This is a genomic window from Microbacterium sp. J1-1, assembly GCF_024498615.1.
GTDB classification, from domain to species: Bacteria; Actinomycetota; Actinomycetes; order Actinomycetales; family Microbacteriaceae; genus Microbacterium; species Microbacterium aurugineum.
Window position 1 is genome coordinate 270216 of record NZ_CP089590.1, and the last position, 11863, is coordinate 282078.

Here is an 11863-nt window from a genome sequence, read left to right on the forward strand (position 1 = left end):
CATCCGCTGAGTCTACGGACCGGCTCACCGGATCATCGAGAGGAGGAGCCTTCCTGCCTCCTCGCGCGGGAGCGTGGCGAACATCGGCAGCTCCAGCACGTACCGTCCGAAGAGGAAGCCGACGATCGCCACGGCCATCCGCCGTGCGTGCTCGCGCCCGAAGTCGGCCACGAGAGGTTCGAACACCGCCACCTGGATGTAGCCGCTGATCGACGCGGCGGAATCATCCGCGGCGGCGAGACGCCGTGCGAGACCGACGAGCTGCACCCCGTGCTCCGGATGCTCCCAGACCGCGAGGATGCCGTGCGCCAGGCGCGAGAGGTCGACGGGACCGTGACCGTCTCGTCCGCGGGCGAGCGCGATCACATCATGCGGTGCTGCGCGCAGGGCGATCGCCGCGGCGACGAGGCCGTCCCGCGATCCGAAATGATAATTGACCAGGGTGTGGCTGACGCCGACTTCCGCGGCCAGTCGACGGGACGAGATGGCCGCCAGATCACCTCGAAGAACGTGCTTCTGCGCTGCCTCGAGCAGCCGAGCCCGTGCCGTCGACGATCCGCGCGGACGGCCCGGCGATTTATTGACCATTCTCGCATCGTCGCACGCGGAGCGGGACGCTGTCTGCATGGACACGAGAACCGACACCGATACCGACACCGTCATCGTCGGAGGTGGGCCCGCCGGGCTCATGCTCGGACTGCTGCTCGCGCGTCGCGGGCTCCGGGTCACCGTGATCGAGAAGCATGCCGACTTCCTCCGCGACTTCCGGGGCGACACGATCCACCCCTCCACCCAGGAGCTGTTGGGCGAGCTCGGACTGCTCGACGACTTCCTCGCGCGCCCCCACGCCGATATGTCGGAGGTCACGCTCAGCTGGCACGGCACCGAACTGACCCTGGCCGACTTCTCGCACCTGCCGACGGTGAGGAAGGTGATGACGTTCATGCCGCAGTGGGACTTCCTCGACCTGCTGGCCTCGTCGGCGGAAGAGTTCCCGGGGTTCCGCCTGCTGCGTTCGACCCGCATCCAGGACGTCGTGCGCGAGGAGGGGCGGATCGTCGGGGTCACCGGAACCGGGCCGGACGGACCGGTCGAGATCCGTGCACACCTCGTCGTCGATGCGTCGGGACGTGACTCCGAGCTCCGTGCCGCCGCCGGGCTCTCACCGGTCGGGGTGGCCGCGTCGATGGATGTCCTGTGGTTCCGGCTGCCGAAGGACGGCGACGAGATGTACCCGTTCATCCAGGCCGGCGCGGGCATGGTCATCACGATCGACCGCAGGGACTTCTTCCAGATCGCGCACGTGATCCCCGCCGGTGCCTGGACGGGCTCCGAAGACGACCTGCATCGGATGAACGAGCGTCTGCGCCGCATCTCGCCTCGCCTCGGCGCCGCGGCCGCGCACCTCCGTCCGGCCGACGTGCACCTTCTGCGTGTGCGCCTGGAGCGGCTGCGTCGGTGGCACGTCGACGGGCTCCTGTGCATCGGCGACTCTGCGCACGCCATGTCTCCCGCGGGAGGCGTGGGGATCAACCTGGCCATCCAGGACGCGGTGGCCGCCGATCGCATCCTCGGGCCGGTGCTGGGTACGCGTGCGCCGCAGCGTGCGGACCTCCGCCGGGTCGAGCGTCGTCGCGTCTGGCCGGTGATCGTGACCCAGGCGATCCAGCGACGGCTGCAGGGGCCTCTCCTCGCGTCGGGCGCCGCGGACGCACCTCTGCCCTTCCCGTTGCGGATGCTGCGGGATCACCCTCGCCTGTCTCGGATCACCGGGCGCTTCGTCGGGATCGGAGCCCGCCCCGAATACCTCCGGTGACGCCGGCGGCGCGCGTCAGATCAGCCGACGGAGAGCCTCTTCGAGCGAGACGCCCTGCGCGTCCGCGCGGTCGCGCAACCGGGCGTGCTCGTCCGAGGTGAGCGGGATGCGCAGTTCGATCGGGTCGTCCTCGGGCGCGTTCGTGGAGCCCGGATCGTCGAGTCCGTCGAGCAGGTCCGAGGTCTCGGCCCACAACGGCTCCGCGAGCGTGGTCGATGGCGCGGCGGCCACCGGGGCGGAGCCCGTCGCAGGAACGGAGGCCGCCACAGGAGCGGATGCGGCCACGGCGGCACCGGCACCGGTGGCCCGCGTGAAGCCCGGACCTCGACGCGGCTCCTCTCCGGCCTGGTACGCCTTCGCGGCCGCGTTCGCACGCTCGTCGGCTGCCTCGTTCAGAGGGTGTCCGGCGTGGCCTTTGACCCAGGAGAACTCGACGTCACGCCCACGGATCGCCTCGTCGATGCCCTCCAGGAGGTCGCGGTTGAGCACGGGCCCGCCGTCGGACTTCCGCCAGCCCTTGCGCTTCCACCCCGGCATCCACTTGGTCACGGAGTCGATCACGTAGCGGCTGTCGCATTCGATCATCAGCTTCTCGTCGGTGCCGGCCGTCGCACGCAGCAGCTCCAGCACCGCCCGCAGCTCGCCCTGGTTGTTGGTGCCGTGCGGGGAGCCGCCCGCCGCCCAGTTCGCGTCGTCGATGTACCAGGCCCAGCCGTTGGGGCCGGGGTTGCCCAGGGCGGAGCCGTCTGCGGCGGCGGTGATCGTCATCCCTCCACCGTAATGCGGTCACCGGGTGCGCGATCGACGCGCACTCGCGTCCTCCGTGCGCGCCGCCTAGGGTGGACGGATGTCTTCCGGCACCGAATGGGAATCCTTGGTCGGCACGGCCGTGGTGATCGCGATCGCGGTCCTCGCCACCGTCGCCGTTCTCGTACTGCTGCGTCTGGTGGCCGCGCTCGTGAGCCGTCGTCTGCCGTGGGTGCGTGATTTCGCGCGCAGGGTGCGCAACGCCACGACGGCCACGGCGCTGGTCGTCGCGGTGTGGATCGCGATGTCGCTCACGGCGCCGGCCGAGCAGGGATGGTGGCCGGCGGTCTCGCGACTGTTCCTGATCTCCACCATCCTGTTCGGGTCGTGGTTGTTCGCCGCGGCGATCTCCTTCGGTTTCGAACGGCTCATCGAGCGCGAGGAGACCGTCCTGGTCGGTCCGGAGGCACGACGTCGACGCACGCAGCTGCTCGTCATCCATCGGCTCGTGCTGGTGTCGATCGCCGTCCTGGCCCTGGGTACCGTGCTGTTCACCTTCCCCGAGATGCGGGCCGTGGGCACGAGCCTCCTCGCGTCGGCGGGTATCGCGAGCATCATCGCCGGCCTCGCGGCGCAGTCGATCCTCGGCAACCTCATCGCCGGGATACAGGTGGCCTTCACGGACGCGATCCGCGTGGGCGACGTCGTCGTGGTCGAAGGCGAGTGGGGACGGGTCGGCGAGATCAACCTGTCGTACGTGGTCGTCTACATCTGGGATGAGCGACGCCTCGTCGTGCCGTGCAGCTACTTCACCTCGACGCCGATCGAGACGTGGACGCGCAGGTCGGACAAGATCCTCGGCACCGTCTACCTGGATCTGGACTGGCGCGTGCCGATGGACGCACTGCGCGCGGAGTTCACCCGCATCGTCGAAGCCTCGCCCGCCTGGGACGGGCGCTCGTCGAGCGCACTGGTGACGGACGCACAGGGCGGGTACGTCACCGTCCGGTTGGTGATGTCGGCGAAGGACTCCGACGACCAGTGGACGATCCGCTGCGAGGTGCGGGAGAAGATGATGAGCTGGTTGCAGCGGGAGTACCCGGACGCCCTCCCGCGCACCCGGGTGGAGTTCGGACCTCAGTCGGACTCGGCGTCCGCGTCGTCGACGGGCTCCTCCGCCTCGTAGTCGCCCACGGTCTCCGCCGCCGGCTCCGCGATCGGGAAGACGATCGAGCTGACCTCGGTCGTCGCCCCGAAGCCGAGGCCGAGCGAGAGGGGGTCGACGGCGGGTTCTTCGCCGAGCACCTCGGCCTCGGAGCGCTTCACGGGCTCGGAGGGCAGTGCCCAGGGGCTCTGTTCTTCTTCCGGCTTCTGCTGGAACATTCCCATGGGTCCATTGTGAACCCGCGCCTCGACGCAGAGGCCGGATTCACATGGAATTGATCGGACGCCGGGGCCGGTGCGCCGGGACTGGTTCGCCGGGGGTCAGCCCTTCGCGGCCGCCGCCTGCCGGACCGCCTCGACGAGCGCGCGCCAGGGTCCGTCGAGCGCGGAGTCGGGCAGCTCACGCTCGCGGCGTTCGACCGGAGTCCGGGCGCGGATGCTCCATACGAAGCGGTCGGCACCGGTGTCGGTCGGCGCCTCCTGATCCCAGGGGCATCGATCGATCAGGTCGATCCATTCGCCGGCGTCGTCGGGTCCTGCTTCCACCTGCCACCGGCGACGGATGCCGGCGATGCCGCCCGTGCGCACGACGGCGATCACGATCGGTGCGTCAGTCGCGGGAGGAGGCTCGCTCATCTGCATAGACTCCCACGACGGTCCACGCGCGTCGAGCCGCCGTGGCGGTGGCCTCGTCGATCGCGGTGGCCGCGGCGACCGTCGCATCGGCGAACTCGAGGAACGACGCCGTGCTCGACAGGCCGCCGGTGAGGGCCCGATACCAGACGGTCCCTGCGCGCTCCCAGGCCTTGCCGCCGAGGTCGAGCGCGAACAGGGCGAACGCGCGGTTGGGGATGCCCGAGTTGATGTGCACCCCGCCGTTGTCCTCGGTGGTGCGCACGAAGCCGCTCATGTGATCGGGCTGCGGATCCTTGCCGAGCTCGTCGTCGTCGTAGGCGGTGCCCGGGGCGATCATCGACCGCAGGGCCGCGCCCTCGACGGCATCCGTGAAGATCTCGGCACCGATGAGCCACGTGGTGCTGTCGGCCGTCTGCCCGAGTGCATACTGCTCGGTCAGGGCACCGAAGACGTCGGCGATCGACTCGTTCAGCGCGCCCGGCTGGCCCTGGTATTCGAGGTTCGCGGTGTGCTGCACGACGCCGTGCGCGAGCTCGTGGCCGATCACCGTGAGCGAGCCGGTGAAGTGCTGGAACACCTCGCCGTCGCCGTCGCCGAACACCATGCGCTCACCGTCCCAGAACGCGTTGTCGTAGTCGACGCCGTAGTGCACGGTGGCGTCCAGTGGGGCTCCGGCGTCATCGAGGGAATTGCGCCCGAAGGCGGACAGCAGCATCTCGAAGGTCGCTCCGAGGCCGTCGAAGGCTTCGTTCACGGCGGTGTCGGCCACGGGGGCGTCGTCTTCGCCGCGCACCACCGCGCCGGGGAGGCGCTGGGTGTTGCCGGCGTCGCTGATGGTGCGGTTCGGAGCATCCGACAGCTGGGCGACCAGGTCGCCGTTCTCGTCGATCGACAGGTCGATGCGGGCGCGGAACGGCGGTCGTCCGGCCGTCAGCGTCTGCCGCGCCGCAGCCGCGGCCTTCGGGAAGCGCCCCGATTCGGCCAGGCGTGCGAGCAGGTACGACGGGACGACTCCAGGACACTGTGTCGATGGTGTGCTGCTCATGGATCGACCCTACGCCGGGTGTCCGACGTCCGCGGGAACGGGCCGGGCAACCGCGCGGATCGTGAAGGAGATCTCACGGTGTGAAGGAGGGGTTCGCGCGGACTCCCCTTCGGAACGCGAGATCTCCTTCACAACATGCGTGCCCGCCGGATACGTCTCACTCGTGCTCGATGCTCAACACAGTCGTGCGGATGCCGTCCGACTCGTACTGCACCGGCATCCCGGGGTGTGCGGACGAGAACCAGAAGATCCCGTCGGCGGTGTCGTATCGACGGCAGGTGAGCTCGCCCAGAGGGGAGGACAGCGGCACGGTCGACATGCTCGTCGTCTCGGCGTCGAACGCCGCGTGGCCCTGGAGCTCGGTCCAGGTCACCCGGCTCGAGACGACGGCGTTCGGGTCGGCTGCGGCCCACCGATCGAGGGTCGCGCCCTCCTCATCCGTGTGGTGGAAGCGGTTGACGTGTTCGCCCAGCGGCCCGTCCGGGCCTTCGAGGAGGAGGCGGATGCGTTTCCCCCTGCCGGTGGCGTCTCTGATCTCTTCGGCGGTGAACGGCGTCGGCAGGAGGCCAGGGCCGAGCAGGTGCGGGTCGGGATCGGTCATGCACCCAGTCTGCGTCACCGGTGACCGGTACGTCACGGGATGGTCTCGATGTCCGTCACCCGAGGGAAATCCTTGACAGAATTGCGTTCTGTATACAGAATACGAGTGCGCCGGAAAGGCGCTCCCGACACGATCTTCCAATGATGAAAGAGGTAGCGAGATGGCACGTGCGAACGTGACGCGGTATCTGGCATTGGGTGCCGCCGGCGCTCTGGCCCTGGGGCTCGCCGCGTGCAGCGGCGGCGGAGGAGGCGGTGGCGTCGACGCCGACGGCAACGCGACGGTCATCTGGTCCACCTGGGGCACGGCGGACGAGCTGACCCGCTACGAGGAGTTCAACAAGGACTTCATGAAGCGCCACCCCGACATCACCGTCAAGCTCCAGCCCGTCGCCGGGTACGGTGACTACCACTCCAAGCTGCTCGCACAGCTCACCAGCAACACGGCTCCCGATGTCTTCTACGTCGGTGACGACATGATCGGCCAGTTCGTCGATTCCGACAGGCTGATGCCGCTCAGCGACCTGATGGAATCGGACGCGAGCAAGACCACGAAGGACGACTTCTTCCCCGGCCTCTTCGGCGCGGCGGAGGAGGACGGCGAGGTCTACGCGGCCCCGAACGACTCCAACCCCGACGTCTTCTGGTATGACAAGCAGGCGCTGGAAGCCGCCGGGATCACCGAGGACCCCGCGACGCTGGCCGAGAACGGCGAGTGGACGACCGACAAGTTCCTCGAGATGAACGCCAAGCTCCACGACGCGGGGCTCACGGGGACGATGTACTGGAACTACTGGGCCACCCACTGGAGTTGGCTGTCGTCCCAGGGCCTTCCCGCGCCGTACGACGAGACGGGAGCGTTCGTCGCGAACCAGGACGACGCCACCGTCGCTTCCGTGCAGGAGCTCGGCGACCTCTTCCAGGACGGCACCTTCGTCGTCGCCGACACGCTTCCCGACGGCGCCGGAGCCGACAGCATCTTCGTCACGCACAAGGCCGGTTTCTTCGTGCAGGGCCGCTACACGATCGGCACGGTCAAGGCCACGGGCGAAGAGGACAGCTACGACATCGTCCGCTGGCCGACGCCCGACGGTGAGGCCGCTCCCACCGGCGTCGCGACCAGTTTCCTCGCGATCAACGGCAAGACCAAGGTGAAGGACGCCGCGTTCACGTTCTGGACGGAGTTCCTCTCCGCCGAGGGGCAGACCTTCCGCCTCGAAGGGGGCGGGAACGCGGTCCCGTCGATCAAGGGTGCCGACGACGTGGTGCTCGAGGGGGACTACCCCGTGCACGCGCAGACGTTCCTCGACATGCGCGACATCGGGTTCACGAACTACCCCGCTGAGGCCAGGGTCCCGGGGCTGCCGGTCGCCATCTCCGAGGAGTTCCAGAAGCTCTACGAAGGCAAGACCGACGCGCAGGAGACGCTCGACACGATCGCCGGCGTGGTCGAGGATCGGTCGGAGAAGTAGGAGTGACCACGCTCACCGAGAACGGACGGATGCCGCAGGCCACGCCTGCGGCATCCGTCCCGCCCCTGCGTCGGGAGGCCGCCTGGCGTCGGCGGGATCGGGCCTGGGGCTACGTCTTCGTCGCTCCGCAGCTGCTCGGCATGGCGCTGTTCGTCGTGCTGCCGTTCGCCGCCAGCCTGGTGCTGGCCTTCGCCGAGTGGGACGGCCTGGGCGAGCTCACCTGGGTGGGGCTGGCCAACTTCGCCGATCAGCTGCAGGATCCGCTGCTCGCCCGTGCGATCATCAACACCCTGCTGATCGCGATCATCACCGTGCCGATCGGCCTCACGCTCGCGGTCATCGTCGCCGTCGCACTCGAGAAGCTCAAGACCCGCACGCTCTACCTGATCCTGTTCTTCGCCCCGGTGGTCACCTCGACCGTCGCCGTCGCCATGATCTGGCAGCAGATGTTCCGTGCGGACGGCCTGCTCTCGACCACGATCTCGAAGGTGTTCGGAATCACGCCCCCGGATTGGCTGCAGGATCCGAAGCTCGCGCTCCTCGCCGTCTGCATCGTGACGATCTGGTCGTCGATGGGCCTGAACGTCGTGATCTTCCTGGCCGGTCTGCAGAACATCTCGCCGTCGGTGATCGAGGCCGCCCGCATCGACGGCGCCGGTGCCGTGCGCCTGTTCACCAGCATCCGGCTCCCGCTGCTCTCGCCGATCGTGTTCTTCTCCTCGGTGATCGCGTTCATCTCGTCGCTGCAGACCTTCGACACGGTCTACGTGCTGGTCTCCGGCGGCGGACCCGACAACGCGACCCGCACCATCGTCTACCACATCTTCGACCTCGGCTTCGGGCGATTCGAGTTCGGGCTGTCCAGTGCGGCCAGCATCATCCTGCTCGTGCTCACCCTCGTCATCACGGCGATCCAGTTCGGTGCGCAGAAGAAGTTCGTCCACTACGAGGATGACCCGGCATGACCCTCCAGACCACATCCCTCAGCGACCCCGCCGCCCCCGCGACCGATTCGACCGTCGCCCTCACCGCTCCCGGATACCGTCAGCGGGGCCGAGGGGGACCAGGGGCCGGACGCGCCCGCCGACGTCTCGGCTCCACCGTGCTGCACGTGCTCCTCGTGGTCGGCGGCATCTCGATGGTGTTCCCGTTCATCTGGATGCTGCTGACGTCGTTCAAGACCCTCCCGCAGTTGTTGAAGAACCCGCTGGAGTTCCTGCCGAACCCCTGGACCGTCGACAACTACGTGAACGCGTGGAACGCCGTTCCGTTCGGGCAGGCCTACCTGAACAGTGCGTACATCGCCGTGCTGGTGGTGGTCGGCACCCTGATCACCGCGTCGATGGCCGGGTACGCGTTCGCCCGTATCCGGTTCCGGGGCAGCAAGGTGATCTTCATCGTGTTCCTCGCAACGCAGATGATCCCGGCGCAGGTCACCCTCATCCCCTTCTACCTCCTGATGTCGCAGCTCGGCTGGGTGGATTCGCATCTCGCGCTGATCGTGCCCGGGATGATCGCGAACCCCTTCGCCGTGTTCCTGATGCGGCAGTTCGTCCTCGCTCTGCCGCGCGAGCTGGAGGAAGCCGCGCTGGTGGACGGCGCCGGGCGCTGGCGCATCTTCTGGAGCATCGTGCTGCCGAACCTGAAGCCCGGCCTCGCTGCGCTCAGCATCATCACCGCCCTCAGCGTCTGGAACGCGTTCCTGTTCCCGTTGGTGCTGTTGAACACGCCGGACCTGTTCACGGTCCCGCTGCTGCTGACCTCGTTCCAGGGACAGTTCGGCTCCATCAACTATGGGCTCGTGATGGCGGCGTCCGCGATCGCCACGGTGCCGATGCTCATCGTGTTCGTGATCGGTCAGCGCAAGATCCTCAACAGCATGGCCGCATCGGGACTCGGAGGACGTTGATGACGGATCTCGCCGCCCTCGCCGGGCGTCACCTCGACCTGGTGTCCGCTCCCTTCACGCTCCCGCGCTCGCGCGTGCTCGTGTTCCGTTCCGACGACGGGGAGGGCGTGCGCGTGCACACCTCGGAGTACGAGCGGCGGCTGTCGGAGTGCCGGGTGCTCGATGCGCTGATCGTGATCGGTGCCGGGGGCGAGGTGCTCCCGGTGACCGGCGTGCATCCCGCGCGGGTGAGCTTCGGCGGCGGTGCGGTGACCCTGACCTTCGCCGATCCCTCCACACTTAGCCTCGGCGGCGCTTCGGGATCGCGGGTGCGGCTCCGGCGTCCGGACGGCGGCCTCGAGGAGCATCCGCTCGATCGGGGCCTCGGGCTGCACGTCGCCGCAGATCGCACCGTCGCGGTCGTGCACGGCGACCACTCGGCTGCCCTGGCCGCGACCGCGGCGATCTGGACCGAGTGGTTCGCGAAGTGCCCGCGCGTGCGCGACGATCTGCAGGAGATGGCCGCCTTGTGCTGGTGGGTGCTCGGAGCGAACATCGTCGAGCTGCCGTCGCTGGGCGATGCCAGGGCCATCGTGCCGTCGAAGATCGGCTACGTCGGTCTCTGGCAATGGGATGCGTACTTCATCGCGGTCGGTCTGCGCCACGGCGACCCCGAGCTCGCTCGCGAGCAGCTCGACATCGCCTTCCGGTTCCCGCAGCCCGACGGGCAGCTGCCCGACGTCGTGCACGAGCTCGGGGTGCTGGCGACCAGCGACGATCTGCCCGAGAGCGACCGCGCCAACCTGCGCCGTGCCGGGTCGCAGATCGCCGACCCGAGCGCACCCGTGCCGCTGACGAAGCCTCCGCTCGCCGCCTGGGCGCTGCGCAAGGTGCTCGACGTCGAGGATGCGCCCGACTACGCGCGCCGGCAACTGGCCCGGATCGTCCGCTCGCAGGACTGGTGGTTCGCCGGCAGCGACCTCGACCACGACGGGATGCCGGAGTACGGGCATCCCTACTCCTCCGGCCTCGATGACAGCCCGATCTTCGATGGGCCGTTGCCGACTGCCGCGCCCGACCTCGGGGCGTATCTGGTGCGGCAGGATCGGGAGATCGCCGACCTCCTGCGCCGGTACGAGCCCGGGGCCGACGTGTCGCGATTCGAGCAGCGGGCCGAGACCACACAGGGGCTGCTGCTGCGCATGTGGGATCCCGAGCGGGGACGCTTCCTCGCGTTCGGCGGTGGGGAGCCGCAGCTCAGCGACACAGTCGTGGGGCTGATGCCGCTGCTCACGGGCACGTTGCCGCCTCCCGTCGCCGAGGCACTGCGAGCGGCCATCGACGACCCCGAACGCTTCGCCCTGCCGTGGGGGCTGCCCACGGTCGCGGCCTCCGACCCCGACTTCTCGGACGAGCGCATGTGGCGCGGACCGGTCTGGGTGAACACGAGCATGCTCGTCGCCGAGGGGCTGGAGGCATCCGGGTACCCGGAGAGAGCGCGGGAACTGCGGGAGCAGACCGTGGCGCTGGTGATCCACGGCGGGGGCCCGCACGAGTACTTCAATCCGCACACGGGCAAGAAGGCCCGCACGGCCACGACCGCCTTCGGCTGGTCGGCCGCGCTGTTCGTCGACCTCGCGGTGCGGCTCTCGCGGTGAGCACGCGCAGCATCCGTTCGGGTCGCACTTTCTCCCGCTATTCGGCCCTCTTGCCGGCAGAAAGTGCGACCGGAGCGGGTTCAGGCGGTGAAGTACGAGCTCGTGGCGTTGTCGAGGATGCGCTGCATGCCGTGCATCCAGTTGAGCTTGAGGGCGTCGACGGCGCCGGAGATGTCGCCGTCGGCGAGGTGGCGGGCGATCTCGGCGTGCTCGGCGGCGACGCGTTCGACCTTGACGTCTTCGGGGACCAGCAGGGACTCGTAGCGGTGGAACGAACTGCGCACGTTGTCGATCACGGCCAGGAGCCGGGTGTTCGGGCAGGCGGACAGCATCACGCTATGCCACTCGTCGTCCTTGGTGATGACCAGCTGGTGCTCCACGAGCTCGTCGGCGAAGGCTTCGGCCATCTCCTTGAGTCGGATCCCGATCACGCGCAGTTCCTCGGGCGGGCTCAGCTCGAGCGCCAGGCTCTCGAGTGCAGCCATGACCGGCGCGAGGTCGCGGAACTCGGACGCGCTGAGCGGGACGAAGCGGAAGCCCTTGCCGTTCTCGCTCTCGATCTGGCCCTCGGACTCGAGGGCGATGAGCGCTTCACGCAGGGGGGTGCGGCTCACGCCGAGTTCGGTGGCGAGCTGGACCTCGTTGATGCCTTCGCCGGGCTGCACGAGTCCGGCGCGCATGCGGGTCAGCAACTCCTGCCGAACCTGCGAGCGCAGGTTCTTGCGTTCGATCGCCATGCGTCCCCTCTTCTGCCGCCTGCCCGTCAGCCTATGGGTTGACGGGCCTCGGGCGACGTCCTAGTGTGTTGTATACAGAATACAGCTGATCGCGGATTCG

General features: G+C 68.7%; 13 protein-coding genes. 6 read left to right on the forward strand and 7 right to left on the reverse strand.

Going from position 1 to position 11863, the window contains the following annotated elements; genetic code table 11:
- Positions 1–24: 24 nt before the first annotated feature.
- Positions 25–588, reverse strand: a complete 564-nt coding sequence (locus LRQ07_RS01280) for a TetR/AcrR family transcriptional regulator (RefSeq protein WP_256535602.1) — start codon at positions 586–588, stop codon at positions 25–27.
- Between the two features lie 37 nt (positions 589–625).
- On the opposite strand from LRQ07_RS01280, the gene LRQ07_RS01285 reads away from it, so the two are divergent.
- A complete protein-coding gene (locus tag LRQ07_RS01285) occupies positions 626–1816 on the forward strand; it encodes an FAD-dependent monooxygenase (RefSeq protein WP_256535603.1) in 1191 nt (396 codons plus the stop codon).
- Positions 1817–1831: 15 nt separating this feature from the next.
- On the opposite strand, the gene LRQ07_RS01290 is transcribed toward LRQ07_RS01285, so the two are convergent.
- On the reverse strand, positions 1832–2584 hold the full coding sequence (locus LRQ07_RS01290; RefSeq protein WP_232762840.1) for a ribonuclease H family protein: 753 nt from the start codon (positions 2582–2584) through the stop codon (positions 1832–1834).
- A gap of 79 nt (positions 2585–2663) precedes the next feature.
- Between LRQ07_RS01290 and LRQ07_RS01295 the strand changes: the two genes are divergently transcribed.
- A complete protein-coding gene (locus LRQ07_RS01295) occupies positions 2664–3749 on the forward strand; it encodes a mechanosensitive ion channel family protein (RefSeq protein ID WP_153243382.1) in 1086 nt (361 codons plus the stop codon).
- Here LRQ07_RS01295 and LRQ07_RS01300 read toward each other — a convergent pair.
- The 4 genes from LRQ07_RS01300 to LRQ07_RS01315 all read right to left on the reverse strand — a co-directional run bounded on the left by LRQ07_RS01300 (position 3701) and on the right by LRQ07_RS01315 (position 6009).
- A complete protein-coding gene (locus tag LRQ07_RS01300) occupies positions 3701–3952 on the reverse strand; it encodes a hypothetical protein (RefSeq protein WP_194239324.1) in 252 nt (83 codons plus the stop codon). The genes LRQ07_RS01295 and LRQ07_RS01300 overlap by 49 nt on opposite strands.
- Before the next feature lie 96 nt (positions 3953–4048).
- Positions 4049–4363, reverse strand: a complete 315-nt coding sequence (locus LRQ07_RS01305; RefSeq protein ID WP_232762837.1) for a protealysin inhibitor emfourin — start codon at positions 4361–4363, stop codon at positions 4049–4051.
- Positions 4338–5408 carry a M4 family metallopeptidase gene (locus LRQ07_RS01310; RefSeq protein WP_256535604.1) on the reverse strand — a complete coding sequence of 357 codons (1071 nt, stop codon included), beginning with the start codon at positions 5406–5408 and terminating at the stop codon, positions 4338–4340. The genes LRQ07_RS01305 and LRQ07_RS01310 overlap by 26 nt, the downstream gene beginning before the upstream one ends.
- Before the next feature lie 157 nt (positions 5409–5565).
- The gene (locus tag LRQ07_RS01315) at positions 5566–6009 is read right to left on the reverse strand and encodes a hypothetical protein (protein ID WP_131493141.1); all 444 of its coding nucleotides are present in this window, start codon (positions 6007–6009) and stop codon (positions 5566–5568) included.
- Between the two features lie 160 nt (positions 6010–6169).
- Between LRQ07_RS01315 and LRQ07_RS01320 the strand changes: the two genes are divergently transcribed.
- Genes LRQ07_RS01320 through LRQ07_RS01335 form a run of 4 tightly spaced genes read left to right on the forward strand, consistent with a single transcriptional unit; the run spans position 6170 to position 11026 of the window.
- Positions 6170–7480: an ABC transporter substrate-binding protein gene (locus tag LRQ07_RS01320; RefSeq protein ID WP_256535605.1), complete on the forward strand. Its 1311-nt coding sequence runs from the start codon at positions 6170–6172 to the stop codon at positions 7478–7480.
- Positions 7481–7482: 2 nt separating this feature from the next.
- Entirely contained in the window at positions 7483–8445 is a 963-nt protein-coding gene (locus LRQ07_RS01325; RefSeq protein ID WP_047522834.1) for a carbohydrate ABC transporter permease, read from the forward strand.
- On the forward strand, positions 8442–9389 hold the full coding sequence (locus LRQ07_RS01330; RefSeq protein WP_232762833.1) for a carbohydrate ABC transporter permease: 948 nt from the start codon (positions 8442–8444) through the stop codon (positions 9387–9389). The genes LRQ07_RS01325 and LRQ07_RS01330 overlap by 4 nt, the downstream gene beginning before the upstream one ends.
- Positions 9389–11026 carry an amylo-alpha-1,6-glucosidase gene (locus LRQ07_RS01335; RefSeq protein WP_256535606.1) on the forward strand — a complete coding sequence of 546 codons (1638 nt, stop codon included), beginning with the start codon at positions 9389–9391 and terminating at the stop codon, positions 11024–11026. Before LRQ07_RS01330 ends, LRQ07_RS01335 begins: the two co-directional genes overlap by 1 nt.
- Before the next feature lie 80 nt (positions 11027–11106).
- Here the strand turns inward: LRQ07_RS01335 and LRQ07_RS01340 are convergent, their stop codons facing one another.
- Positions 11107–11763, reverse strand: coding sequence for a GntR family transcriptional regulator (locus LRQ07_RS01340; RefSeq protein WP_256535607.1), 657 nt, complete (start codon positions 11761–11763; stop codon positions 11107–11109).
- Positions 11764–11863: the final 100 nt, after the last annotated feature.

Coding starts and splice junctions, on each gene's coding strand:
- LRQ07_RS01315 (WP_131493141.1), bottom strand. CDS start 6,009: ATGACCGATCCCGACCCGCACCTGCTCGGCCCTGGCCTCCTGCCGACG.
- LRQ07_RS01280 (WP_256535602.1), bottom strand. CDS start 588: ATGGTCAATAAATCGCCGGGCCGTCCGCGCGGATCGTCGACGGCACGG.
- LRQ07_RS01330 (WP_232762833.1), top strand. CDS start 8,442: ATGACCCTCCAGACCACATCCCTCAGCGACCCCGCCGCCCCCGCGACC.
- LRQ07_RS01290 (WP_232762840.1), bottom strand. CDS start 2,584: ATGACGATCACCGCCGCCGCAGACGGCTCCGCCCTGGGCAACCCCGGC.
- LRQ07_RS01335 (WP_256535606.1), top strand. CDS start 9,389: ATGACGGATCTCGCCGCCCTCGCCGGGCGTCACCTCGACCTGGTGTCC.
- LRQ07_RS01340 (WP_256535607.1), bottom strand. CDS start 11,763: ATGGCGATCGAACGCAAGAACCTGCGCTCGCAGGTTCGGCAGGAGTTG.
- LRQ07_RS01310 (WP_256535604.1), bottom strand. CDS start 5,408: ATGAGCAGCACACCATCGACACAGTGTCCTGGAGTCGTCCCGTCGTAC.
- LRQ07_RS01300 (WP_194239324.1), bottom strand. CDS start 3,952: ATGGGAATGTTCCAGCAGAAGCCGGAAGAAGAACAGAGCCCCTGGGCA.
- LRQ07_RS01320 (WP_256535605.1), top strand. CDS start 6,170: ATGGCACGTGCGAACGTGACGCGGTATCTGGCATTGGGTGCCGCCGGC.
- LRQ07_RS01285 (WP_256535603.1), top strand. CDS start 626: ATGGACACGAGAACCGACACCGATACCGACACCGTCATCGTCGGAGGT.
- LRQ07_RS01305 (WP_232762837.1), bottom strand. CDS start 4,363: ATGAGCGAGCCTCCTCCCGCGACTGACGCACCGATCGTGATCGCCGTC.
- LRQ07_RS01295 (WP_153243382.1), top strand. CDS start 2,664: ATGTCTTCCGGCACCGAATGGGAATCCTTGGTCGGCACGGCCGTGGTG.